The organism is Georgenia yuyongxinii (genome assembly GCF_006352065.1).
GTDB classification, from domain to species: Bacteria; Actinomycetota; Actinomycetes; order Actinomycetales; family Actinomycetaceae; genus Georgenia; species Georgenia yuyongxinii.
Window position 1 is genome coordinate 2,775,544 of sequence record NZ_CP040915.1, and the last position, 25,350, is coordinate 2,800,893.

Consider the following 25,350-nt stretch of genomic DNA (forward strand, 5'->3'; position numbering starts at 1 on the left):
GGTGGCCACCAACACCCCCACCCGTACCACCGGTTCCACCACCGACCCCCCAGGTCCGAAGACCCGGCCAGCCGGTGCGTACTAGGCGATACCAGGGGATCCAGTGAGCTCCTTAGAAAGGAGGTGATCCAGCCGCACCTTCCGGTACGGCTACCTTGTTACGACTTCGTCCCAATCGCCAGTCCCACCTTCGACGGCTCCATCCCACAAGGGGTTAGGCCACCGGCTTCGGGTGTTACCGACTTTCGTGACGTGACGGGCGGTGTGTACAAGGCCCGAGAACGTATTCACCGCAGCGTTGCTGATCTGCGATTACTAGCGACTCCGACTTCATGGGGTCGAGTTGCAGACCCCAATCCGAACTGAGACCGGCTTTTTGGGATTCGCTCCACCTCGCGGTATCGCAGCCCTTTGTACCGGCCATTGTAGCATGCGTGAAGCCCAAGACATAAGGGGCATGATGATTTGACGTCATCCCCACCTTCCTCCGAGTTGACCCCGGCAGTCTCCCATGAGTCCCCGGCATAACCCGCTGGCAACACAGGACAAGGGTTGCGCTCGTTGCGGGACTTAACCCAACATCTCACGACACGAGCTGACGACAACCATGCACCACCTGTACACCGACCTTGCGGGGCACCCATCTCTGGATGTTTCCGGTGTATGTCAAGCCTTGGTAAGGTTCTTCGCGTTGCATCGAATTAATCCGCATGCTCCGCCGCTTGTGCGGGCCCCCGTCAATTCCTTTGAGTTTTAGCCTTGCGGCCGTACTCCCCAGGCGGGGCACTTAATGCGTTAGCTGCGGCGCGGACCCCGTGGAAACGGGCCCCACACCTAGTGCCCAACGTTTACGGCATGGACTACCAGGGTATCTAATCCTGTTCGCTCCCCATGCTTTCGCTCCTCAGCGTCAGTAACGGCCCAGAGACCCGCCTTCGCCACCGGTGTTCCTCCTGATATCTGCGCATTCCACCGCTACACCAGGAATTCCAGTCTCCCCTACCGCACTCTAGTCTGCCCGTACCCACTGCAGGCGCGAGGTTAAGCCTCGCGTTTTCACAGCAGACGCGACAAACCGCCTACGAGCTCTTTACGCCCAATAATTCCGGACAACGCTTGCGCCCTACGTATTACCGCGGCTGCTGGCACGTAGTTAGCCGGCGCTTCTTCTGCAGGTACCGTCACCTTGCGGCTTCTTCCCTACTGAAAGAGGTTTACAACCCGAAGGCCGTCATCCCTCACGCGGCGTCGCTGCATCAGGCTTGCGCCCATTGTGCAATATTCCCCACTGCTGCCTCCCGTAGGAGTCTGGGCCGTATCTCAGTCCCAGTGTGGCCGGTCACCCTCTCAGGCCGGCTACCCGTCGAAGCCTTGGTAGGCCATCACCCCACCAACAAGCTGATAGGCCGCGAGCCCATCCCCCACCGATAAATCTTTCCACACACCCCCATGCGAGGATGCGTCATATCCGGTATTAGCACCGGTTTCCCGGAGTTATCCCGAAGCGGGGGGCAGGTTACTCACGTGTTACTCACCCGTTCGCCACTAATCCCCCAGCAAGCTGGGTTCATCGTTCGACTTGCATGTGTTAAGCACGCCGCCAGCGTTCGTCCTGAGCCAGGATCAAACTCTCCGTAAAAAACCAACTGCCAACCCCCGACAACCAACCCCACCCCGAAGAGCAAGACCAGCCATACCAGGAGCGACAAACCATACGAAGACAACCCCACCGAAGCGAGGCCAATCCATGGCATCACACCCACCACCCGACGAGACAGACGATGAGCATGTAACCAAAACAAAACAAAGACCCCACACACCACACACCCCACCCACAAAAGGCAGGACAAGCGATGCACAGAATCAAATGGCATCAAAAACTTGGCACACTGTTGAGTTCTCAAAGAACAGACACACACCAGAAACCAACCAGGACACAAGTCCCAACCGCCTCCGGGGCAACCTCTCAAGCCTAACCGGACCGATTCCCGCTTGTCAACTCCGCCGATTTCCAACAACCCGCAGAACCCACACACAGAAATACAAATCCAGCACCCCCGAAAAAGCGCGCAAAACGTCTCACGCTTCATCTAGAGGGAGTGTTCCCGCGGGACCGGCCACCTCTCGGTGTCCGTGCCTCCCTGGCGGGACTCGAGAATATTACGCAGACGCCGCGCGCAGGGTCAAACCAGATCGGCCATGGCCTGCGCCACACCATCTCGGGGGCCAGCGTGCGCCTCGCCGCGGCCGCCACCCCGGCCTCGCCTGCCGGTCGCGCGAGACCGAACCGCGCACGATCAGCGCCTCGCACAGCGGCGCAGCGGCCCGTCAGGGCATGCGGTCGTACGCCGGCAGCGTCAAGAAGTCGGCGTAGTGGTCGGCCACGGCCACCTCGAGGAACGTCGCGCGCGCGTCGGCGTACTCGGCCGGATCGCCGGGCAGCTTGGCGATCTCCTCCTCGGCGATGCGCTCGACGAGCTCGCGGGTGACCTGGTGCCCGGTGTCGGCGAGGGTGACGTCGTTGTGGAGCCACTGCCACACCTGGGACCGGGAGATCTCGGCGGTGGCCGCGTCCTCCATGAGGTTGAAGATCGCAACCGCGCCCAGGCCACCCAGCCACGCCTTGAGGTACTGGATCCCGACCGAGATGTTGCTGCGCAGCCCCGCCTCGGTGACCTGCCCGGGGGTGCTGGCGACATCGAGGAGCTGGGCCGCGGTGACCTGGACGTCCTCGCGCTTCTTGTCGATCTGGTTCGGCCGGTCACCCAGCACGGCGGTGAAGACCTCCGTGCACAGCTCGACCATGCCGGGGTGCGCCACCCAGGAGCCGTCGAACCCGTCAGCGGCCTCGCGGGTCTTGTCCTCGCGGACCTTGGCGAAGGCCGTCTCGTTGACCGCCTCGTCGCGGCTGGGGATGAACGCGGCCATGCCCCCGATGGCGTGGGCGCCACGCTTGTGGCAGCTCCGCACGAGCAGCTCGGTGTAGGCGCGCATGAACGGGGCCGTCATGGTCACCGCGTTGCGGTCGGGCAGCAAGAACTCCGCCCCGCGGGTCCGGAAGCACTTGATGACCGAGAACATGTAGTCCCAGCGGCCGGCGTTCAGCCCCGCCGAGTGCTCACGCAGCTCGTAGAGGATCTCCTCCATCTCGAACGCCGCCGGGAACGTCTCGATCAGCACCGTGGCCCGGATCGTGCCCCGCGGGATGCCCAGGAAATCCTGGGCGAGGGTGAACGCGTCGTTCCACAGCCGCGCCTCCAGGTGGGACTCCATCTTGGCCAGGTAGAAGTACGGACCCAGGCCCTTCTCGATCTGCCGCCGACCCGCCGTGGCGAGGTACAGGGCGAAGTCCACCAACGACCCGCAGGTCGCCTCGCCATCGACGAGGATGTGCTTCTCCGGCAGGTGCCAACCGCGCGGACGCACGACGACGGTTGCCAGCTCGCCGTCGGGCTTGAGGGCGTAGGTCTTGCCGTTCTCCGCGGTGAAGTCGATCCGCCGGTCCACCGCCTCGAGCAGGTTCAGCTGCCCCTCCACCACCGACTCCCAGCGCGGGGTGTTCGCGTCCTCGAAGTCCGCGAGCCACACCTTCGCGCTCGAGTTCAACGCGTTGACCGTCATCTTGCGGTCCGTCGGGCCGGTGATCTCCACCCGCCGGTCCACCAACCCGCGCGCCGGCGGGGCCACCTGCCACAACGAGTCCTGCCTGATGTGCGCAGTCTCGGGCAAGAAGTCGAGCATGCCACCAGCCGCGAGGTCCGCCACCCGCCGGGCACGCGCCTCCAGCAGCTCCAGGCGCCGGCCGTTCAGCTCGCGGTGCAGCCGGGCGATCAGGCCCAGGGCCACCGGAGTGAGAACCTCGTCGTACCGCTCGCCCGGCCGGCCGGCGACGGTCAGCCCGTCCACACTCATCACGGCACTCCCCCACATCCGGGACCACGAGATACCACTGTTCTCTGACGGGAACCGTAGGTGGGGCGCGCCCACACGGTCAACGCCTCACGGTCTCGCGCGGCGCCAGCGGTCTTCGGCGAGCGCGCGCCCGGACGCGCTGACCTCCCCCCACAGGCGCAGCCTGCTCAGTCCGCCGTCGGGGTAGACGTCCAGGCGCACGTGGGTGCCCTCGACCGCCTGTTCCACGAGCAGCCGGTGCCGGGTGTCGGGGACAACCGGACGTTTCGCGACGATGTCGGTCCAGGCGGCCGTATCAAGGTCGCTGCCCCGGGCGTCCGCGACCGACAGCCGCACCCACCCGGGCGCGTTGCCCACGTAGTAGCCGGTGTCGACCTCCACGTGACGTACGGTGCCCGGCGCGGCGAGGGCGAAGACCGCATGGTCGTTGCCGCCGCCGCGGCGTCGGGCGTTCTCCCACCCCTCACCCATGTGGCGGGCGCGGCCCGGCAGGATGATCTGCGCCGGCGAGGAGTAGAAGGCGTCCGAGGTCTGCTCGAGCCGGCCCCCGTTGTCGGCCGCCACCAGGTCGATCGTGCCGGTGAGGAACCGCGGGTCGGGCAGGGCCTCGCCGTGCACCCGAAACCGGGCGACACCGCCGTCGGGATAGATCGACAGGCGCACGTGGGTCCAGCAGTGCGGATCCTCGACGGCGTAGTAGTTCTTCGCGTCGCCGGCGCAGTCGGTCCGACCGACCAGCGTGGTCCACTCCGCGTCGGCGAGCGCCGCGGCGTCGGGGTAGTCCGCCACGTGGGCGGCCTCGACCGAGACGTTTGGTGGGTAGTTGCCGCGGAACCACGCGGTGTCGACCACGACGCCTCGCACGACCCCGGGGGCGCCGAGGCGCACGACGGCCCAGTCGTGCCCGGCGTCGCGACGGCGGCGAGTCTCCCAGCCGTCGTAGAGCTTTCCCTTGTGCCCGAACGCCTGCGGGTCGAAGGCCGCCTCGCCGGGGTTGATGAGGTTCTCCCGGGAGGCGAACAACTCGTCGTTCGCCGCGACGACGCTTGCGCCCAGCGCGCGCGAAGCGAGGTCCGTCAGGCCGGTGAAGGCCGCCCCGGGCGCCGTCGGGGCGGATGTACCGGGCGCCGTCGGGGCGGATGCCCCGGGCGGGGCGGGGTGCGATGGACCGGTCATGGCTGTCCTCGTCTCAGCAGCGTGCCGCTCGGGACGTCGGTGACCGGGCGGCCGCGCAGGAACGTGCTCCTGACGACGCCGGTGAGGCGGCTTCCGGCGTAGGGGGTGGTGGGGTTCTTGTGGTGCAGGCGGGCGGGGTCGACGACGAACTCCTCGTCCGGGGCGAAGACCGCCAGGTCGGCATCGTGCCCGACGGCGATCCCCCCTTTGCGGGTCAGGCCCAGCAGGGCGGCAGGTGCGGCGGACATCCACCGCACCACCTCCTCCAGGGCGACGCCCCGTGCCCGGGCCGCCGACCACATGACGGGCAGGCCGAGCTGGAGGGACGCGACGCCGCCCCAGGCCTCGCCGAAGTCCCCCGAGGGCGGGTTCTTCAGCTCGGGTGTGGCAGGCGAGTGGTCGGTGACGACGATGTCGATCACGCCGTCGGCGAGGCCCTGCCACAGCATGTCCTGGTTGTCCGTACCGCGGATCGGGGGGCAGCACTTGAAGGCGGTGGCGCCGTCGGGGACCTCCTCGGCGGCGAGGGTGAGGTAGTGCGGGCAGGTCTCCACCGTGAGGCGCACGCCCTCGGCGCGGGCGGCGGCGATCATCGGCAGGGCGCCGGCGTCGGAGAGGTGCAGCACGTGGGCCCGGGCGCCGGTGCGGCGCGCCGCCTCGATGACTCCCGCGATCGCGGCGGACTCGGCACGCGGCGGCCGGGAGGCGAGGAAGTCCGCGTAGCGAGCACCCTGGGCGTGCGGGGCACCGGCGATGACCGCGGGGTCCTCGGCGTGCACGATCATGAGCGCGTCGAGCGCGGCCAGCTCGCGGAGGTCGCGGACGAGCTCGTCGGGTCCCAGCGGGGCGAACTCCGGAACACCGGAGTCGAGAAGGAAGCACTTGAAGCCGAACACGCCGGCCTCGTACAACGGCCGCAGCTGCGCGGTGTTCCCCGGGACGGCACCACCCCAGAAGCCGACGTCGACGAACGCGGCCGCGCGGGCGCGGTCACGCTTGAGCTCGAGGGCGCGCACCCCGGTCGTGGGCGGCACACAGTTCAGCGGCATGTCGACGATCGTCGTCACGCCGCCGGCCGCGGCAGCCCGGGTCGCGGAGGCGAAGCCCTCCCAGTCGGTGCGGCCCGGCTCGTTGACGTGCACGTGGGAGTCGACCAGCCCGGGCAGGAGGATCTCGTCGTCACCGATGTCCAGCACGCGCGCCCCGGCCAGGTCGGCGCCGAGCGGCTCGACGGCGACGATGGTGCCGCGGCGCACCGCCACCTCGGCCGGGCACACACCGCTGGGGGTCAGGACGCGCCGGCCCCGCACCACCAGGTCAAGGGCGAGGTCGGGACCGCCCGCGGCGGGGCGGGCGGAGGCCAGGCTCATGGCGTGGCTCCCGCGGTGCGCGCCCGGGGCCTCACGAGGGCGGCCAGCTCGTCGGCGGGAAGGCCGCGGGCGGCGAGCTCGTCGACGCCGAGTGCGCCGCAGTCCAGGCCGCGAGAGAGGAACCAGGCCAGGGCGCGGGCGGTGGCCGGCTCGTCGAGCACGGCGCCGTCGACGTGGTCGAGGTAGTCGCGCAGGCGTCCGGCGCCCGCGTCGAGCCCCTGCCGGTAGAACGTGTAGGTCGCCGCGAACCGGCTGGGCAGGTGCGCGGGGTGGAGGTCCCAGCCTTGGTAGTAGCCGCGCTCGAGGGCACGGCGCACGAGCCGGGCGTGCAGCGTCCAGGCGTCCCGGACCGACTCGGGCGTTCCGACGGGCAGGACGTTCGTGGAGCCGTCGGACAGCTGAACCCCGGTCCCCGCGGCGGCGACCTGCATGACCGCCTTGGCGTGGTCGGCCGCGGGGTGCTCCAGGCTCTGGTGCGCGGCGGCGATGCCTAGCGAGGCGGAGTAGTCGTAGGTGCCGTAGTGCAGCGCCGCCACCCGCCCCCGGCCGGCACGGATGATCCGGGCGACCCCGGCTGCGCCGTCGGGCCCGAGGACGGACTGCGGGGTCTCGACCTGCACCTCGAACCGCAGCCGGCCGCCCGGCAGGCCGAGGGCGGCCTCGAGCCGCTCGCACACCGTCATCATGGCCGCCACCTGCTCGACGGCCGTGACCTTCGGCAGCGTGAGCCGCAGCCCGTCGGGCAGGTCCCCACCGGCAGCCAGCGTGGTAAGGAACACGTCGAGGGTGCGCAGGCCACGGGCCCGGGTGGGGGCCTCGAGGCTCTTGAAGCGGATGCCCGCGTACGGGGTGGCCTCACCGGTCTCCAGCTCGCGGCGCAGGCTGTGGGCGGCGGCCACGGCGACGTCGTCCTCGGCGTCGCCGTGGTCGCCGTACCCGTCCTCGAGGTCGATGCGCAGGTCCTCCACCGGTTCGGCGGCCAGCTTGGCCGCCACCCGCTCGCCGACGGCGGAGCGCAGCGGGGCGGGGACGGCGGCGGCGGCGAGGAGGGCGTCGATGCCGCCGGCGTCGCTCACCGCTTGGCGCGACCGCTCGCCCCACTCCCGGGCGAGCCCGGCGTGGTAGCGGTCGGCGGGGACGTAGACGGTGTGCACCGGCTGACGGGTGGTGTCCGCACCGGGGTAGTCACGGGCAAGCCGGGCGTCGACCGGCGCGAGCAGACCCTCGACGTCATCGAGGTCCGCCGGCGCCAGTGAGGTGCGCGCCTCTGCGCCTGGTCCTCGCGTCCCGTTGCCCAACCCGTCGCCCTCCTCGGTCGCCTCCGCCGTCGCCCGCTCGCAGCTCAGCAAAACCCGGCCACCGTCGCCCATGCCCGCGGGTCGGGCGCGACGTCCGAGCGCCGCACCTCGGCCTCGATGAGCCCGTACGGGCGGTCCGCGGCGTAGAAGACCTCCCCCGGGTTGTCCATCCCGAAGGGCGCGAGGTCGACGAGGAAGTGGTGCAGGTTCGGCATGGAGAACCTGATCTCCCCGATCTCGGGGTGCTCGTGCAGCACCCGCTCGCCCATCTTGTACAGCGTCTGCTGCAGGGCGAAGGAGTGCACGTCGGCGAACGTCTCGAGGAGGAGCCGGCGCACGTCGGCGTACAGCGCGTCGTAGTCGACGTCCGCCGTGGTGTAGCGCCACCGCGCCGTCACGCTCGTGGCGAGGATGCGGTCGTCGGTCTCGGCGAGGGTGGTGTACCGGTCGCGCGGGAACCCGTGGAACTCCGAGCCGGTGGACTTGAGCACCGAGAGGTCCTCCAGGCCCGCCACGACGAACACGTCGTCACCGTCGCGCTGGACGACGGCGGTGCGGGTCTCGGTGCCGCCCTTGACGAAGGCGTGGTCGTGGGTGCCGCCGGTGGCGTTGTCGGCCAGGGTCGTGGGGATGCGCTCCCAGGTGTACTGCTTGACCAGCCACCGCCCACCCGAGACCCAGTCGAAGCCGGAGGTGAAGTGCTCGGCGAGCCGGAGGGCGAACTCCTCGGGCGCACCGACGCCGTCCTTGGCGAGGGCGAAGACCGTGTTCTTCTGGGTGTCGGTGGCCACCACGGGGGCGTTGTCCCCCACGAGGTGCGCCGAGGCGAAGTCGCCACGGAGCTGAGAGGTCACGGACAGCTCGGTGATGCGGTGCCGCGGGGTGTCGCGGTCCACCCTGAGCAGCCGGACCTCGGCCTTGCCGTACTGGTTGTCGCCAAGCACGATCGCGGCGGTCGCGTCCGGCGCGGTCGCGTTCGCGGCGGTCGTGCCGGCAGAGCGGGTGTCGCTCATCTCTGGCTCCTTCGGTGTCACGCCCAGCTCCTTCGCCAGGCGCAGGACGGCGATCTCCCGCAGCTGCTCGGCCACCACCAGCCGCTCGCTCACGGGGTCGTTGGTCAGGCGTTGCTCGAGGGCAGCCAAGATCTCCGGCCCGGTGCGCCCGCCGGCCCGGATGAGGAACACGTGACCGAAGCGCGCCTCGTACGCCGCGTTGCCGGCGGCGAGGCGACGTGCCGTCTCGGCGTCGGTCGGGTCGACCCCGGCCTGCTCCTCGCGCGAGTGCGCGGCGTCGGTCTCGTCGCCGCGCACGCGCTCGCCGATCCGGGGGTGGCGGGCCAGGGCGGCGTCGACCTCCTCGGGCGTCCACGGGACTGCCGCCGTGCGCGCCGCCGTCAGTGCGGCGTCGGCATCGGCGTAGGGGCGTCCCTCGACGATCGCGCGGGCCCAGCGGGGCACGGCGGCGCAGGCGAGCACCAGCGCCGTCGCGTCGCCGGGGTCGGCCTCGTTGAGGCGGGCCAGTCCGGTGCGGGCCATGCGCGCCGACCTCCTCGTCGATTGCCAGCGGGAACAACCTATCGACGCGCACGTTTCCGTCAACGTCGGGTCGGCGACGGCCGTCGCTGAAGTCGTGTGAGACGAGTCGGACATCTTGGGACGTAGGCCCCAAGATTCGGGCGAGTCGACCCGCCATGCTGGTTCACAAGGAGCTCAACCAGAGCTCAACCGGAGCAGCGAAGCTCCACCTCGGCTCACAAGGAGAGCACGATGGCCACGTCATTCACCAACCGCACCGACGGCACCACCAGGTCGCAGGTCGGCCCGGTGTACCAGGAGCAGATCGTCACCTCGCCCGGAGCGCGCAAGACGCTCGCGATCGGCCGGATCATCATCGGCTGGGTGTTCCTCTGGGCCTTCATCGACAAGTTGTTCGGCCTGGGCTTCATGACCCCGGTCGAGCGCGCCTGGATCAACGGCGGGACACCTGCCCAGGGCTTCATCAAGGGCATCGAGGGCCCGTTCCACGGCGTCTTCCAGGTGTTCGCCAACCCGTTCGGCGACGCGCTGTTCATGGTCGGCCTGCTCGGCATCGGCGTCGCGATGATCGCCGGCGCAGGCCTGCGCATCGCCGCCGTCACGGGCACGCTGCTCATGCTGTTCATGTACCTGGCCGAGCTGCCCGCAGCGCTGGGGGGCACCAACCCGATCACGGACTCGCACTGGATCGAGGCCATGCTCCTCATCATCGCCGCGGTGACGCTCTCCGGTGACACCTGGGGCGTCGGCAAGTGGTGGGCCAAGATGATCGGCAACAAGACCTGGCTGCGCTGAGTCCCAACAGCCACGGCTGCACGCCAGCCGCACCACGGCAGGGGCGCCGGTCCTGAAGGACCGGCGCCCCTCGCGCGCGTGCGGGCCGCCTTCACGACGACGCGGCGTGGCGACCGCCGTCGGGCACTGCCGTCGGCCCCCGACGCTGATCAGACGGTGAGGGGCTCCTCAGCCGTGCTGGCCTGCTCGGCGAGGTGCCGCTCGGCTTCGGCGCGGACGGCTTCGGCGACGGCCTCGGCCACGCGGGTGTCGAACACGCCGGGGATGATGAAGGCGCTGTTGAGCTCCTCGTCGCTGACGACGCCGGCGATCGCCACCGCCGCCACCCGGAGCATCTCGTCCGAGATGTGCGAGGCACCCGCGTCCAGCAGGCCGCGGAAGAGCCCGGGGAAGGCGAGGACGTTGTTGATCTGGTTCGGGTAGTCGCTGCGCCCGGTGGCCACGACGGCAGCCGTCTGCCCTGCCTCGATCGGGTCGACCTCGGGGGTCGGGTTGGCCAGCGCGAACACGATCGCGCCGTCGTTCATGCGCGCCACATCCGCACCGGTGAGGATGTTGCCCGCCGAGACCCCGATAAACACGTCCGCGCCGGCCATGCCCTCCTTAAGGGTGCCGGTGAAGCCCTCCTCGTTGGTGTGATCGGAGATCCAGTTGCGGTACTCGTCGCCGTTGGTGGCGCCGCGGTGCAACGCCCCGGCGCGGCCGAACGCGACGATGTGCCGGGCACCCTGGGCCATGAGGAGCCGGATGATCGCGTTGCCCGCGGCGCCGACGCCGGAGACGACGATGCGCACGTCCTCCAACTTCTTCTCGACCACCTTGAGCGCGTTGATCAGCGCCGCCAGCACCACGATCGCGGTGCCGTGCTGGTCGTCGTGGAAGACTGGGATGTCCAGCTCCTCGCGGAGCCTGCGCTCGATCTCGAAGCAGCGCGGGGCGGAGATGTCCTCGAGGTTGACGCCGCCGTAGACCGGGGCCAGCGCCTTGACGATGGAGATGATCTCCTCGGTGTCCTTGGTGTCCAGGCAGACCGGCCACGCGTCCACCCCGGCGAACTCCTTGAACAGCGCGGCCTTGCCCTCCATCACAGGCAGCGCGGCGGCGGGGCCGATGTCTCCGAGGCCGAGCACCGCGGTGCCGTCGGTGACCACGGCGACGGTGTTGCGCTTGATCGTCAGCCGCCGCGCGTCAGCCGGGTTCTCGGCGATGGCCAGGCACACGCGGGCCACGCCCGGGGTGTAGGCGCGGGACAGGTCCCGGCGCGTCTTGAGCGGCACCTTGGTCCGGACCTCGATCTTGCCGCCCAGGTGCATGAGGAAGGTCGAGTCGCTCATCTTCAGCACCTTCACGCCCTCGAGGGCGTTGAGGGCCGCGACCACCTGGTCCCCGTGCTCGGCGTCCACCGTGTCACAGGTGACATCGACGACGACCTTCTTCGTCGCCGAGTGCACGATGTCGACGCCCATCACGGCGGCCCCCGCCTCGGCGACCGCGGAGACCACGTTGCTCGTCGCCCGTTGCGACGCGGGTGCTTCCACCCGCAACGTGATGGTGTAGCTGGGACTTGGCAAAACCATGAGGGGCGACCTTCCGAGACCGTGGTGACGAGCGCCACGAATCCTATCCCGCTGTGACCTGCGACCTTGGTCACGCCCGCCCCGCGGCGTGCCGGGCGGGCGGCGGTGCGCCGAGACGGCCGACGGCCCCCCTTCCGGGGGGCCGTCGGCCGATGACATCTCGCGCAGCAGATGACATCTCGCGGAAGAGATGACATGTCACCAAGGAGGTGGCATATCGGCGTGCGCTCTGCGGGTTCCGCAGCTAGCCGATGCGCTCCATGAGCAGCTCGCGCACGCGCGCCGCGTCGGCCTTGCCACGGGTGGCCTTCATGACCGCGCCGACGATCGCGCCTGCCGCCTGGACCTTCCCGCCGCGGATCTTCTCCACGACGTCGGGGTTCGCCGCCAGGGCCTCGTCGATCGCCGTGTCGAGAGCGCCGTCGTCGGAGACGACCTCGAGGCCACGGTCCTGGACCACCTGCTCGGGTGAGCCCTCCCCGGCCAGCACGCCTTCGAGCACCTGCCGGGCGAGCTTGTCGTTGATGCGCCCGGCCTCGACCAGGGCCGCGAGCTGGGCTACTTGCTGCGCGGTGATCGCCAGCTCCTCCAGCGTGACGCCGTCGGTCTTGGCGGTGCGGGCGAGCTCCCCCATCCACCACTTCCGCGCCGCGGCCGGGCTCGCCCCGGCAGCGACCGTGGCCTCGACAAGGTCGCCGGCACCCGCATTGACGAGGTCGCGCATCTCGGCGTCGGAGTAGCCCCACTCGCCCTGCAGGCGCCGACGGCGCACGGCCGGCAGCTCGGGCAGGGTCGCCCGGATCGCCTCGACCCACTCACGCGGGGGCGCCAGGGGGACGAGGTCCGGCTCGGGGAAGTACCGGTAGTCCTCGGCGTCGGACTTGACCCGCCCGGGCGAGGTGGTGCCGGAGTCCTCGTGCCAGTGCCGGGTCTCCTGGGTCACCGTGGCGCCGGCGTCGAGGATCGCGGCCTGTCGGGAGATCTCGTAGCGCACCGACCGCTCGACGGAGCGGAAGGAGTTGACGTTCTTTGTCTCGGTGCGGGTGCCCAACGGTGAGGTGGGCGTGGGCCGCAGGGAGACGTTGACGTCGGCGCGCACGTTGCCGCGCTCCATCCGCGCCTCGGAGACCTCCAGGGCGCGGAAGATGTCACGCAGCGTGTTCACGTAGGCCCGTGCCACCTCCGGGGCCCGCGCCCCGGCGCCCTCGATGGGACGGGTGACGATCTCCACCAGCGGGATGCCGGCGCGGTTGTAGTCCACCAGGGAGTACTCGGCGCCGTGGATCCGGCCGGTCGCACCGCCGACGTGGGTGTTCTTGCCGGCGTCCTCCTCCATGTGGGCGCGCTCGATGTCCACCCGGAAGACGGTGCCGTCCTCGAGCTCGACGTCGAGGTAGCCGTCGAAGGCGATCGGCTCGTCGTACTGGGAGGTCTGGAAGTTCTTCGGCACGTCCGGGTAGAAGTAGTTCTTCCGGGCGAACCGGCAGGTCTCGGCGATGGTGCAGTTCAGCGCGAGGCCGATCTTGACGGCGTACTCCACCGCCTTGCCGTTGACCACCGGCAGGGCGCCGGGCAGGCCCAGCGAGACCGGGGTGACAGCGGAGTTGGGCTCGGCGCCGAAGGTCTGCGGGGCGCCGTCGAACATCTTCGACTTCGTGCCCAGCTCGACGTGCACCTCGATGCCCAGCACGGGGTCGTAGCGCTTGATCGCGTCCTCGTAGTCGACGAGGTCGACGGTCTGCGTGCTCATCGGGCAGCCACCTCCAGCTCGGGGGCCTGGGCCAGCAGCGGACCGCCCCACTTGGCGGTGAGCAGGCGTTCGAGGACGCCTCCCACCCGGTACAGACGGGCGTCCTCGCGGGCGGGCGCGAGGACCTGGAAACCGACCGGCAGGCCGTCGTCGCTCAGGCCCGAGGGGAGCGAGATGCCGGGGATGCCGGCGAGGTTGGCCGGGATCGTGGCGACGTCGTTGAGGTACATCGCCATCGGGTCGTCGAGCTTCTCGCCGAACTTGAACGCCGTGGTCGGCGCGGTGGGAGAGACGAGCACGTCGGCCTGGCCGAAGGCCTGGGCGAAGTCGCGCTGGATGAGCGTGCGGACCTTCTGCGCCGAGCCGTAGTAGGCGTCGTAGTACCCGGCGGAGAGCACGTGGGTGCCCAGGATGATGCGGCGCTTGACCTCGTCGCCGAAGCCGGCCCCGCGCGTGGCCGCCATGACCCGCTCGGCGGTGGCCGGCCCGTCGGCGGGCTCGACGCGTAGCCCGAACCGCATGCCGTCGAACTTCGCCAGGTTGGAGGAGGCCTCCGCCGGCATGATCAGGTAGTACGCCGCGAGCGCGTAGTCGAAGCTCGGGCACGAGACCTCGACGACCTCGGCGCCGGCCTGCTTGAGCAGCTCGACCGACTCCTCGAAGGAGCGGCGCACGCCGGGGGCGTAGCCCTCGCCCCCGAGCTCCTTGACGATGCCGACGCGCAGTCCTTTGAGGTCCTCCGCGCGGGCGGCGGCGACGTAGCCGGTGGCCGGGTCGCTCAGCGAGGTGGAGTCGAGCGGGTCGTGCCCGCCGATGACCTCGTGCAGCAGGGCGGCGTCGAGCACGGTGCGCGTGACCGGGCCGGCCTGGTCCAGCGAGGAGGCCATGGCGATCAGGCCGTAGCGGGAGACGGACCCGTAGGTGGGCTTGACCCCGACCGTGCCGGTGACGGCGGCCGGCTGGCGGATCGAGCCGCCGGTGTCCGTGCCGATGGCCAGCGGCGCCTCGTAGGCGGCGACGGCGGCCGCGGAGCCACCGCCCGAGCCGCCGGGGATGCGCTCGAGGTCCCAGGGGTTGCGGGTGTTGCCGTACGCCGAGTGCTCGGTGGAAGAGCCCATGGCGAACTCGTCGAGGTTCGTCTTGCCCAGGATGGGCATGCCCGCGGCGCGCAGCCGCGTGACGAGCGTCGCGTCGTAGGGCGGCACCCAGTTCTCGAGGATCTTCGAGGCGGCCGTGGTGACCTGGCCCTTGGTGACCACGATGTCCTTGACGGCGATCGGGACGCCGGCCAGCTCGGGTAGGTCCTCCCCCGCCACGCGGCGCGCGTCGACGGCGGCCGCGGCGGCCAGCGCCTCGTCGGTGTTGGTGTGCAGGAAGGCGTGCACGTCACCGTCCACGGCGGCCATGCGGTCCAGGTGCGCCTGGGTCACCTCGACGGAGGAGACCTCCTTGGCCGACAGCAACGCGGCGAGCTCGGCGGCGCTGCGGCGGATCAGCTCGCTCATGCGTCCTCCCCGAGGATCTGCGGGACCGCGAAGCGGCCGTCGATGGCGGAGGGCGCGGCGGACATGACATCGTCCACGTCCAGGGTCGGCACCACCTCGTCCTCGCGCATGACGTTGGTCAGCGGGATCGGGTGGGAGGTGGCGGGCACGTCGGGCGTGGCGACCTCGTTGACCCGGGCCACCGCGGAGGCGATGACGTCGAGCTCGCCGGCGAGGCGGTCGACCTCCTCGGGCGTGAGCTCGATGCGGGCGAGCGCCGCGACGCGCGCGACCTCGTCGGAAGAGATGGTGGACATGCGGCGAGTCTAAACGCCCGGCCGGGTGGCGTGACCGGGGCGACGGCGCCCGGCCGGGTGCCGTGGCGCGTGCCCGCCGGGACAGCGGGCCTCGCGCAGACCCGGAGGCGTCAGCCGGTGGACCGGGCGATCAGGGCGAGCAGCGCCTTCGCGTAGGCATCGGCCGCGGCGGGGGCGGCATGCTCCTCGACGGCGTCCGTGCCGCCTGGCACCGCGGTGGTGACCAGGTACTCGCCGTCAAGACGGTGCAGTGCCCGGAACGTGGCGCCGAGCAGCTCGCGGAGCTGGTCCTCGCGCGGCAGCCACACCGTCTCCTCCAGGGTGACCGCGTCGAGCGCCCACTCGGTGGTGCCGTTGAAGCCCAGGATGGTCCCGCTCGGGAACCGGTGCGCCTGGACAGTCATCTCGGCGACCGTGAAGACGTCGCCGGCCAGCTCGGGCTGGTCGATGGTGAACCGGTCGCCGGCCGCCGGCCGCCAGCGCAACCCGGCCTCCTGGAGCTCGCGGGCGAGCTGGAGGGAGATCATCGGCCCATTATCCGCAACGCCTGGGAGAACCGGGGCCCTGAGCCCGCGTCGACCAGGCCACCCGGGGACGCCAAGGCACCCCTCGCCGTCGGCATCTGCGCCGGTCAGGGCGCCTGCGTGCCCTAGGTTGGCGCCATGCCGAAACGTCAGCGCCTCGGCCTCGCACTCCTGCGGGCGCAGAACATCCACGCCCGCGACGTCTGGCGCGCCGCCCGCTGGTACGTGACCGCCACGGTCGCCGTCCAGGTCGCCGCGGCGACCGCCGTCGTCGCCGTGGACCGCGTGCGCAAGCGGCGCGAGCCGCCGACCGGGGAGTTCCCCCGCACCGCGCCGCGGACCCTGTCGGTGGCGGACTCCGAGGTCACCACCTACACCTACGGCGCCGACCTCTACGAGGACATGCTCGCCGCGATCCACGGCGCGCGGACCAAGGTGCAGTTCGAGACCTTCATCTGGAAGTCCGACGAGGTGGGACACGCGTTCAAGGACGCGCTCCTCGGCGCGGCCCGGCGCGGTGTGCAGGTGTTCATCGTGTTCGACAGCTGGGCCAACCTCGTGGTCCCGCCGTCCTTCAAGCACTTCCCCGACCTGCCCAACCTTCACGTGATGCGCTTTCCGCTGTTCCGGCCCGGCCTGCTCACGCTGAACATGCGCAAGACGGGCCGGGACCACCGCAAGCTGCTGATCGTCGACGGCGAGACCAGCTTCGTGGGCGGTTACAACATCGGCTCGCTCTACGCCACGCAGTGGCGCGACACGCACCTGCGGGTCAAGGGCACGAGCACGTGGGAGCTGGAGAACGCGTTCGTCGACTTCTGGAACGCCCACCGCAGGTCGCGCCACCCCGAGATCCCCGACCGTGGTGCGAAGGAGTGGGAACCGCGCATCCGAGCGGCGCAGAACAACCCCACCCGCTTGAGCTTCCCGGTGCGCAACCTCTATCTCGAGGTGATCGACCGCGCCAAGGACCACATCTACATCACCCAGGGCTACTTCATCCCCGACCGCGACATCCTCGCCGCGCTCATCGGCTCCGCCCGCCGGGGCGTGGACGTCAAGGTGCTCATCCCGGAGGTGTCCAACCACGTCCTGGCCGACTGGGCGGCACGGATCTACTACACCCGTCTGCTCGAGGCCGGCGTCCAGCTCTGGCTTTTTCAGGACGCCATGGTCCACGCCAAGACCATGACCGTGGACGGGCGGTGGACGACCGTGGGCACCACGAACATCGACCGCATGTCCATGACGGGCAACTTCGAGGTCAACCTGGAGATCTACGACGACGACCTGGCCGCCCACATGGAGGAGATCTTCAGCACCGACCTGACCAACTCCCGCCAGCTCACGCTCGAGGAGTGGAGGTCGCGAGGCGTGCTGAGCCGGCTGGGTGAGCGGGTGCTGCGGCGCCTTGGCCCGCTGCTGTGACCGCGCCGCCGCCGAGACCGCCCGCGCGTCACAGCGCCAGCTCGTAGAACCACATGGTCGCCGCGGGGTCCCACGAGCCCACGTAGTCGCGGGCGGGGTCGCGCCGGTAGCCGATCCGCTCGTAGAGGCGGTGCGGGGTGCCCGGCCCGTCGTGGGACAGCACCGAGAGCACCAGGGCGGGATAGCCCTGCTCCGCGGCCCACTCCGCGGCGCCGCGGAGCAGCACCTCGGCCACCCCGCGGCGCTGCACAGCCGGGTCGACGGCGAGCATGCGCACCTCCAGCTCGTCGCCGCGGGCAAGATCGGCGTACACGGTGCCGGCCGCCGCGAGCGTCACGGTGCCCAGCACCTCCCGTCCGGCGCGTGCCACCAGGACGACGGCGTCCGCGGCCCGGGCAGCGACGTCGCGCAGCTGCAGGGCGTACCCGTCGTCCTCCTCCGCCATGCCGGCGGCGCGGTACGCGGCCACGCAGAGCTCGCCGACGCGGGCGAGCTCTGCGGTGCGGACCGGGGTGACGCCGAGACTCGTGGTGGGAGACACGAGGGTCATTATCCGTCCGGTGCCCGACGACGCCCGGCGCCCGCCGACGTCCGGTGCGCTCTTCCGAGGCGCGGCGCCGGCCTACCGCGTCAGCCCGAACGTATGGACGCCTGGCGGCCGGAAAAGGCGGCATAGTAGGCGGCATCCCCACCCGCCTGAGCATTGGAAACCTCGTGGAGCTCGTCCTCGGCAGCATCCCCGTGATCGTGGGACTCGCGATCGCCGCCCTCGTCCTGGTCATCACGATCCGCCGGTCGATCCGCACGGTGGACCTCAACGAGGCCCTCGTCATCGTGGGCCGCAGCGAGGGCCGGAACGGCCCGACCGGCAGCCTCGACGCGCTGCCCACGGACGGTGGCGCCGGCGAGGGCCGGGGCCCGCGGATCGTCATCGGTGGCCGCGCGTTCGTCAAGCCGTTCTTCGAGTCCGTCACCAAGATCTCGCTGGAGCAGCGCCAGCTCTCCCTGACCGTGGAGGGCGTGGACAAGAACTTCATCGCGGTCGGGGTCAAGGCGTCGGTCCTGTTCAAGGTCCGCGGCGACGCCGACGGCGTCCGCCGGGCCGCCCAGCGGTTCACCAGCCAGCAGGCCAAGCTCGAGCAGCCGCTCCAGCAAGCCCTCGAGGGCGCGCTGCGTCCGGTCCTGGGCTCGATGACGGTCGAAGAGATCATCTCCGACCGTGAGGCCCTGCAGCGGCAGGTCTTCGAGTCCATCCGGCCGGACCTGCACCAGCAGGGCTTCCACATCGACCTGGTGAACCTCTCCGACATCTCCACCCCGGGATCGGACTACCTCGGGAACCTCGGGCGTGCGCAGGCCGCCCGCGCGCGCCAGGTCGCCGAGGTGCAGGAGGCCGAGGCACGGCTCGCCTCAGAGACCGCGCAGCTGGCGGCGCAGGAGAAGATCGCCGAGCGGCAGCGCGACCTCGCGCTCAAGCAGGCCACGATCAAGGCGGAGACCGACAAGGCCAACGCCGAGGCCGAGGCGGCCGGGCAGCTCGCCCGCGCCGAGCAGGAGCGGGTGGTCGCCGCCCAGCAGCGTGAGGCGCTGCTGGAGCAGGCCCGGGTGACCGAGCAGCAGCTCGACATCGACGTGCGCAAGCCGGCCGACGCCTCCGCCTACGCCGCGGCCAAGGAGGCCGAGGGTGAGCGCGACGCGCGGAAGGCCGAGGCCCAGGCCGAGGCGTTCCAGCGCACGACGCTGGCCGAGGCGAACCTCGCCGCCCAGCGCAACGAGGCCGACGCCATCAAGGCGCTCGGTGAGGCCCGCGCGGCCGCCGCCCAGGCCGAGGGCCTCGCCGCCGCCGCTGCGACCGAGGCGCAGGCGAAGGCGCTGGCCGAGCAGGGCCAGGCAGTCATCGTCCAGCAGCTCGTCGGCGTGCTGCCGGAGATCATGCGGGCCGCCGCCGAGCCCGTCGGCAAGATCGACCAGCTGACGGTGGTCGGCACCGACGGCGCCGGAGCGGTGTCGAAGATCGCCGGCCAGGTGCTCGGCGAGGGCTCCGCCACGATCCAGGCGCTCACCGGCCTGAACCTGGGGGCCCTGCTCGGGACGTTCACCGGCGCCCGCACCCCCGGAAACGGTGCCCGGACCGCCGCTGACGGCGCCCGGAGCTCCGACGACGGCGCCGCCCCCGCGGAGGCGGCGACACTGCAGAACTGAGGGTCGTAGAGCGGGCCGGTCACCACGGTGGCCGGCCCGCTCTCATAGCAGTACCATTTCTTGTACCACACCTCGGGAGCTCATGAGATGCCCATCACCGCCAGCGAGGCCCGCAAGAACCTTTTCCCCTTGATCGAGGAGGTCAACGACGACCGCTCAGTCGTCGAGATTACCTCCAAACGCGGCAATGCCGTCCTGATGGCTGCGGACGACTACGCGGCATGGCAGGAGACCGCCTACCTCTTCCGCTCCCCTGCCAACGCCCGGCGCCTGCTCGATGCCATGGAGGCGGTCGACCGCGGTGAGGGCGCCGAGCACGACCTCGACCGCGAGTGAGGATCGTCTTCGCCCCGCAGGCATGGGAGGACTACACCTACTGGCAGCGAGTCGACCGCTCCCTCGTCAAGCGGATCAACCGATTGATCGACGACATTGCCCGGGATCCCCACGAGGGCATCGGCAAACCTGAGCCGCTCAAGTACGGTCTCGCCAACGCCTGGTCCAGGCGCATCACCGACGAGCACCGCCTGGTCTACGTCGTCCGCGACGACGACCACCTTCTCCTTCAAGCGCGCTACCACTACGCCCGGTAGCGCGATCTCGTTCAGCTTCCGCGGACCGAAGCGGTCCCAGTGTGCTTGCCGTACCGGGGCTGGTTCGTCCGAGGTCGGATCACGGCTGAAGTCGTGACCCCGTCTCCTGGATGCGGGCGGTTTGCCCGAGTATGGTCCCAGTCACACCGGCGCCGTTGTTCGGCATGGACAACCAGCGGCCCGGGCCGCCGCCTCAACCATGCCCTCGCAGAACCAGCCCGAGCCGCGCGATGGCGCGACGGCCGGGTGGCGAGGAAACTCGATGAGGAGTGTGAGCGATGGAGCGCATCCAGGTGACGGTCAACGGCCGGCCCCGCGTGGCCGCGTCCGTCTCCCCCCACACGCGCCTGCTGGACTGGCTGCGCCGCGAGGGCCTGACCGGCGCCAAGGAGGGCTGCGCCGAGGGCGAGTGCGGAGCGTGCGCCGTCCTGGTGGCCCGCCCCGACGGTCCAGGGCGTACCCGTTGGACCGCCCTGAACGCCTGTCTGCCACCGGTGCTGGCCTTCGACGGTCAGGAGATCATCACCGCCGAGGGTCTGGGCACCGCGCCCGGGACCGGCACGCGCGAGAACCTGCACCCGGTCCAGCGTGAGATGGCCGACCGGGGCGGTTCGCAGTGCGGCTACTGCACGCCCGGCTTCGTGTGCGCCATGGCCGCGGAGTACTACCGCCCGGACCGCTCCCCCGCCGACGACGGCACCGACGGCACCGAGGGCACTTACGCCCACCCCAGCACCGGCACCGCCGTCACCGGCATCGAGCACGCCGCCGACCACGAGCGCGGCCCGAACGGCTTCGACCTGCACGCCCTGAGCGGCAACCTGTGCCGGTGCACCGGGTACCGCCCGATCCGGGACGCCGCGTACGCGCTCGGCTCCCCCGACCCCACCGACCCGCTCGCCCAGCGCCACCAGCGCGGCGCCCCGCCCGTGCAGCACACGGTCGTGGCCGCCGACGGCGCCCAGTTCGTCCGGCCCGCGACCCTCGCCGAGCTGCTCCGGCGCCTCGCCGAGGAGCCGACGGCGCGGCTCGTGGCCGGCGCGACCGATCTCGGGGTCGAGGTCAACATCGGCCACGCACGCCCGGCCCTGGTGCTCGCCGTCGACCGTCTGGAGGAGCTGCGCACCCTTGACGTCGGCGCGGACCGGATCGAGATCGGCGCGGCGCTGACGCTCTCGGAGGCCGAGCACGCCCTGGCCGGCCGGGTGCCGCTGCTGGGCGCCCTCTTCCCGCAGTTCGCCTCGCGGCTCATCCGTAACGCCGCCACCCTCGGCGGCAACCTCGGCACCGGCTCCCCCATCGGCGACGCCGCCCCCGTGCTGCTGGCGCTCGATGCCACCGTGGTGCTCGCCTCCCTCGACGGGGAGCGTGAGGTGGCGCTGGCGGAGTACTTCACCGGCTACCGGCAGAGCGTCCGCGCCCCCGGGGAGATCATCCGGGCCGTGCGGCTGCCGGTGCCGCTCGCCCCGCGCACGGGCTTCTACAAGATCGCCAAGCGGCGCTTCGACGACATCTCCGCCGTCGCCGTCGCCGTCGCGATGCGGCTGGACGGCGACGTCGTCGAGTCCGTGCGGATCGGGCTGGGCGGGGTCGCGTCCACCCCGGTCCGGGCCCGCAGGACCGAGGAGCTGCTCACCGGGGCGACCTGGGACCCCGCGACCGCCGCCGAGGCCGCGGCGCTGCTGCGCACCGAGGGCACCCCGCTCGACGACCACCGCGCCAGCGCCCGGTACCGCGCGGCCATGCTCGAGCAGGCGCTGCTGAAGTTCTACGCCGAGGAGCGGCCGACCGCCGCGCTGGAGGTGGTCCGATGAGGTCCCTCGCCGAGCGCCCCGAGAGCCCGGTCGTCGGCGTGGCCGTCCCGCACGAGAGCGCCGCCCTGCACGTCACCGGTGCCGCCCTGTACACCGACGACCTCGTCGGCCGCGCGCCCGGGGTGCTGCACGCGTGGCCGGTCCAGGCCCCGCACGCCCACGCCCGGGTCGCCACGATGCGCACCGCGCCCGCGCTTCAGGTGCCCGGGGTGGTGCGGGTCCTCACCGCGGCGGACGTCCCGGGTATCAACGACGCCGGCATCAAGGGCGACGAGCCGCTCTTCCCCACCGAGGTCATGTTCTACGGGCACGCGGTGTGCTGGGTGCTCGGCGAGACGCTCGAGGCGGCCCGGGTGGGCGCCGAGCGCGTGGAGGTGGAGTACGCGCCGCTGCCCTCGCTGCTGACCCTGAGCGAGGCGATCGCGGCGGGCAGCTACCAGGGCGCCCAGCCCACCGTCAGCCGCGGCGACGCCGCGGCCGGCTTGACGGCGGCCCCGCACCGCTTCACCGGCGAGTTCGAGTTCGGCGGCCAGGAGCACTTCTACCTCGAGACCCACGCCTCGCTCGCCCACGTGGACGAGGGCGGTCAGGTGTTCGTCCAGTCCAGCACCCAGCACCCCACCGAGACGCAGGAGATCGTCGCCCACGTGCTGGGCCTGCACAGCCACGAGGTCACTGTGCAGTGCGTGCGCATGGGCGGCGGGTTCGGCGGCAAGGAGATGCAGCCGCACGGTTTCGCCGCGGTCGCGGCGCTCGGCGCGGTGCTGACCGGGCGCCCGGTCCGGGTGCGGCTCACCCGCACCCAGGACATCACGATGACCGGCAAGCGGCACGGCTTCCACGCCAGCTGGGAGGTGGGCTTCGACGACGACGGCCACATCCTGGCGCTGCGGGCCACGCTGACCTCCGACGGCGGGTGGAGCCTCGACCTGTCCGAGCCGGTCCTCACGCGGGCGCTGTGCCACATCGACAACGCCTACTTCGTGCCGGACATCGAGGTCCACGGCCGCATCGCGAAGACGAACAAGACCTCCCAGACGGCGTTCCGCGGCTTTGGCGGTCCGCAGGGCATGCTCGTGCTGGAGGACATCCTGGGCCGGTGCGCGCCGGTGCTCGGGATCGACCCCGCCGAGCTGCGCCGTCTGAACTTCTACGCACCCGGCCAGACCACCCCGTACGGGCAGCCGGTCCGCCACGCAGAGCGGCTCGTGGCGATCTGGGACCTGCTGCACGAACGGGCCGAGGTGGAGCGCCGCCGTCGCGAGATCGACGCGTTCAACGCCGCGCACCGGCACCTCAAGCGGGCCCTGGCGGTGACGCCGGTGAAGTTCGGCATCTCGTTCAACCTCACCGCGTTCAACCAGGCCGGCGCGCTGGTGCACGTGTACAAGGACGGCTCGGTGCTCGTCAACCACGGCGGCACGGAGATGGGCCAGGGCCTGCACACCAAGATGCTCCAGGTCGCGGCCACCGCGCTCGGCGTGCCGCTGGACTTCGTCCGACTGGCGCCGACCCGGACCGACAAGGTGCCGAACACCTCGGCCACCGCCGCCAGCTCGAGCACCGACCTCAACGGCGGCGCCGTGAAGGACGCCTGCGAGCAGATCCGCGAGCGGCTCGCCGAGGTCGCCGCGCGCCGGCTCAACATCCACCCCGACGACGTCCGCTTCACCGCCGGGAAGGTGACGGGCATCGGCTTCACCGACCGTGTCCTGACCTTCGCGGAGGTCGTGCGCGACGCGTACTTCCAGCGCGTCCCCCTCTTCGCCGCCGGGTTCTACCGCACCGAGGGGCTGCACTGGGACGCCGACCGCATGCAGGGCGAACCGTTCAAGTACTTCGCGTACGGGGCGGCGGCCTCCGAGGTGGAGGTGGACGGGTTCACCGGGGCCTACCGCTTCGTGCGCACGGACATCGTCCACGACGTCGGCGACTCGCTGTCCCCGCTCATCGACCTCGGCCAGATCGAGGGCGGCTTCGTCCAGGGCGCCGGGTGGCTGACCCTGGAGGAGCTGGTCTGGGACGTCTCCGACGGCGAGCGGCGGGGCCGGCTGGCCACCCAGGCGGCCAGCACCTACAAGCTCCCGAGCTTCTCCGAGATGCCCGAGGAGCTTCACGTCCACCTCTTCGAGCGCGCCACCGAGAGCGGGGTCGTGTACGGGTCCAAGGCGGTCGGCGAGCCGCCCCTCATGCTCGCGTTCAGCGTCCGCGAGGCGCTACGCCAGGCGGCCGGCGCGTTCGGGCCGCCGGGTCGCGCCGTCGAGCTGGCCGGGCCGGCCACGCCCGAGGCAGTCTTCTGGGCGGTGCAGGCGGCCCGCGAGGCCGGCCGGGAGGCGACGGCGGAGCGCGCCGCCGCGCCCAGCCAGGCGCGGGCGGACGAGCCTACGGGCCCGCCGGCACCGGTGCGAGGCTGAGATGGACTGGCTGGCGGCAGTGGCGCACCTGCGGGAGCAGGCCTGCGCCGGCGTGCTCGTCACAGTGACCACCGTGCGCGGTCACGCGCCGCGCGAGGCCGGCGCCAAGATGGTGGTCGCCGCCGAGGAGACCTGGGACAGCATCGGCGGCGGCAACCTCGAGGCCACGGCGGTCGACCGGGCCCGGGCGATGCTCCGCGACGGCGCCACGCAGCCCGACACCCTGCTCATGGCCCTCAACGAGCACGCGACCACCGAGCACGGCCGGCAGTGCTGCGGCGGCGAGGTCACCGTGCTGCTCGAGCCGCTGCCCACGCGGGCCACGGTCGCGGTGTTCGGGATGGGGCACGTGGGCCACGAGCTGGCCCGGATCCTGTCCCGGCTGCCGCTGAGCCTGCACCTCGTGGACAGCAGGGCCACGCCGCTGAGCGCCGAGCGGCTCGCGGACGTCGCGGGGCCCGCCGACGTCCACGTGCACCACGCCCCGGCGCCTGAGGTGGTCCTGCGGGGCCTGCCCGCCGGGGCGCAGGTGTACGTCATGAGCCACGACCACGCCGAGGACCTCGTGCTGTGTGACGCGGCGCTGCGCCGCGGCGACCTGTCGGTGGGCCTGATCGGCTCACGGGCCAAATGGGCGCGGTTCCGGGTACGGCTGCGGGCGGAGGGTCACGACGACGCCGCCGTCGACTCGATCCGGTGCCCCATCGGGCTGCCCACGGTCACCGGCAAGTCCCCGGCGGTCATCGCGATCGCCGTGGCCGCCGAGCTCGTGCAGACGCTGTCAGGGACGCCGACCCGTCTCCCTCCGCGCGAGATGTCGAGTAGTCCCCGACCGAGCGCGTCGTAAGCACGCGTGGAGGGCCCGTTATCGGGCGGTGACCACCAGATCGGCACTGGGATTGCGGTTCGCAGCGCCGCGCGAGCGGGGTTCGCGGTTGACGAGGGGCAGGACGTGTCCCGTCGCGCCACGTTGACACCACCGGACCATGGGCCGCCACCCCCGCCACCCCGCCGCCCCCGCCCCCTCCACCCCGAGCGCGCCCGTTCACGGCACGCGCGCGTGGTCCACCACCCGCCCGAGCCGCCTAGACGCACGCACGGCGAGAGCGGCCGCTCACGCGGCGACCGGCCAGAGGTGCCCACAAACCACGGAGGGAGCAG

Annotated in this window: 19 protein-coding genes, 1 rRNA gene and 1 pseudogene; 8 read left to right on the forward strand and 13 right to left on the reverse strand. The window is 71.3% G+C overall.

Translation table 11 applies throughout. The annotated features are described in order from the left end of the window. Positions 1–116 precede the first annotated feature (116 nt). The 7 genes and pseudogenes from FE374_RS12710 to uraD all read right to left on the reverse strand — a co-directional run. Positions 117–1,639 (reverse strand): 16S ribosomal RNA (locus FE374_RS12710). Between the two features lie 689 nt (positions 1,640–2,328). Further along, positions 2,329–3,912 carry a malate synthase A gene (aceB, locus tag FE374_RS12715; protein ID WP_139929552.1) on the reverse strand — a complete coding sequence of 528 codons (1,584 nt, stop codon included), beginning with the start codon at positions 3,910–3,912 and terminating at the stop codon, positions 2,329–2,331. Between the two features lie 87 nt (positions 3,913–3,999). Then, positions 4,000–5,088, reverse strand: a complete 1,089-nt coding sequence (alc, locus tag FE374_RS12720; protein WP_139929554.1) for an allantoicase — start codon at positions 5,086–5,088, stop codon at positions 4,000–4,002. Further along, positions 5,085–6,458: an allantoinase AllB gene (gene allB, locus FE374_RS12725; protein WP_139929556.1), complete on the reverse strand. Its 1,374-nt coding sequence runs from the start codon at positions 6,456–6,458 to the stop codon at positions 5,085–5,087. The genes alc and allB overlap by 4 nt, the downstream gene beginning before the upstream one ends. Then, positions 6,455–7,828: a DUF6986 family protein gene (locus FE374_RS12730; RefSeq protein ID WP_139929558.1), complete on the reverse strand. Its 1,374-nt coding sequence runs from the start codon at positions 7,826–7,828 to the stop codon at positions 6,455–6,457. The genes allB and FE374_RS12730 overlap by 4 nt, the downstream gene beginning before the upstream one ends. After that, on the reverse strand, positions 7,801–8,769 hold the full coding sequence (pucL, locus tag FE374_RS19560) for a factor-independent urate hydroxylase (protein WP_168205790.1): 969 nt from the start codon (positions 8,767–8,769) through the stop codon (positions 7,801–7,803). Before pucL ends, FE374_RS12730 begins: the two co-directional genes overlap by 28 nt. Positions 8,770–8,793: 24 nt before the next feature. Next, positions 8,794–9,405: pseudogene (uraD, locus tag FE374_RS19565) on the reverse strand (2-oxo-4-hydroxy-4-carboxy-5-ureidoimidazoline decarboxylase); the annotation flags it as partial. Positions 9,406–9,522: 117 nt separating this feature from the next. On the opposite strand from uraD, the gene FE374_RS12740 reads away from it, so the two are divergent. Further along, entirely contained in the window at positions 9,523–10,086 is a 564-nt protein-coding gene (locus FE374_RS12740) for a DoxX family protein (RefSeq protein ID WP_223173532.1), read from the forward strand. 149 nt (positions 10,087–10,235) lie between these two features. Here FE374_RS12740 and FE374_RS12745 read toward each other — a convergent pair whose 3' ends face one another. The 5 genes from FE374_RS12745 to FE374_RS12765 all read right to left on the reverse strand — a co-directional run bounded on the left by FE374_RS12745 (position 10,236) and on the right by FE374_RS12765 (position 15,741). Continuing rightward, entirely contained in the window at positions 10,236–11,663 is a 1,428-nt protein-coding gene (locus FE374_RS12745; protein ID WP_139929562.1) for an NAD-dependent malic enzyme, read from the reverse strand. 244 nt (positions 11,664–11,907) lie between these two features. Beyond that, a complete protein-coding gene (gatB, locus tag FE374_RS12750; RefSeq protein WP_139929563.1) occupies positions 11,908–13,413 on the reverse strand; it encodes an Asp-tRNA(Asn)/Glu-tRNA(Gln) amidotransferase subunit GatB in 1,506 nt (501 codons plus the stop codon). Next, positions 13,410–14,918: an Asp-tRNA(Asn)/Glu-tRNA(Gln) amidotransferase subunit GatA gene (gene gatA, locus FE374_RS12755; RefSeq protein ID WP_139929565.1), complete on the reverse strand. Its 1,509-nt coding sequence runs from the start codon at positions 14,916–14,918 to the stop codon at positions 13,410–13,412. The genes gatB and gatA overlap by 4 nt, the downstream gene beginning before the upstream one ends. Further along, complete coding sequence (gatC, locus tag FE374_RS12760; RefSeq protein WP_139929567.1) at positions 14,915–15,214, reverse strand: Asp-tRNA(Asn)/Glu-tRNA(Gln) amidotransferase subunit GatC; 300 nt, start codon at positions 15,212–15,214, stop codon at positions 14,915–14,917. Before gatC ends, gatA begins: the two co-directional genes overlap by 4 nt. A 110-nt stretch (positions 15,215–15,324) precedes the next feature. Further along, positions 15,325–15,741, reverse strand: a complete 417-nt coding sequence (locus FE374_RS12765; RefSeq protein WP_139929569.1) for a pilus assembly protein CpaE — start codon at positions 15,739–15,741, stop codon at positions 15,325–15,327. Positions 15,742–15,876: 135 nt separating this feature from the next. Between FE374_RS12765 and FE374_RS12770 the strand changes: the two genes are divergently transcribed. Beyond that, positions 15,877–17,166, forward strand: a complete 1,290-nt coding sequence (locus tag FE374_RS12770) for a phospholipase D-like domain-containing protein (RefSeq protein ID WP_139929571.1) — start codon at positions 15,877–15,879, stop codon at positions 17,164–17,166. 28 nt (positions 17,167–17,194) lie between these two features. Here the strand turns inward: FE374_RS12770 and FE374_RS12775 are convergent, their stop codons facing one another. Next, positions 17,195–17,716, reverse strand: coding sequence for a GNAT family N-acetyltransferase (locus FE374_RS12775; RefSeq protein ID WP_139929573.1), 522 nt, complete (start codon positions 17,714–17,716; stop codon positions 17,195–17,197). A 164-nt stretch (positions 17,717–17,880) separates the two neighbouring features. On the opposite strand from FE374_RS12775, the gene FE374_RS12780 reads away from it, so the two are divergent. The 6 genes from FE374_RS12780 (at position 17,881) to xdhC (ending at position 25,036) form a co-directional block, all read left to right on the forward strand. Next, positions 17,881–19,368 carry an SPFH domain-containing protein gene (locus FE374_RS12780; RefSeq protein ID WP_139929575.1) on the forward strand — a complete coding sequence of 496 codons (1,488 nt, stop codon included), beginning with the start codon at positions 17,881–17,883 and terminating at the stop codon, positions 19,366–19,368. 87 nt (positions 19,369–19,455) lie between these two features. Beyond that, on the forward strand, positions 19,456–19,704 hold the full coding sequence (locus tag FE374_RS12785; protein WP_139929577.1) for a type II toxin-antitoxin system Phd/YefM family antitoxin: 249 nt from the start codon (positions 19,456–19,458) through the stop codon (positions 19,702–19,704). Beyond that, positions 19,701–19,961, forward strand: a complete 261-nt coding sequence (locus FE374_RS12790; protein WP_139929579.1) for a Txe/YoeB family addiction module toxin — start codon at positions 19,701–19,703, stop codon at positions 19,959–19,961. Before FE374_RS12785 ends, FE374_RS12790 begins: the two co-directional genes overlap by 4 nt. Positions 19,962–20,239: 278 nt before the next feature. Further along, positions 20,240–21,775: a xanthine dehydrogenase small subunit gene (locus FE374_RS12795; protein WP_139929581.1), complete on the forward strand. Its 1,536-nt coding sequence runs from the start codon at positions 20,240–20,242 to the stop codon at positions 21,773–21,775. Next, complete coding sequence (gene xdhB / locus FE374_RS12800; RefSeq protein WP_139929583.1) at positions 21,772–24,189, forward strand: xanthine dehydrogenase molybdopterin binding subunit; 2,418 nt, start codon at positions 21,772–21,774, stop codon at positions 24,187–24,189. Before FE374_RS12795 ends, xdhB begins: the two co-directional genes overlap by 4 nt. A 1-nt stretch (position 24,190) precedes the next feature. Next, positions 24,191–25,036 carry a xanthine dehydrogenase accessory protein XdhC gene (gene xdhC, locus FE374_RS12805; protein WP_139929585.1) on the forward strand — a complete coding sequence of 282 codons (846 nt, stop codon included), beginning with the start codon at positions 24,191–24,193 and terminating at the stop codon, positions 25,034–25,036. Positions 25,037–25,350 lie beyond the last annotated feature (314 nt).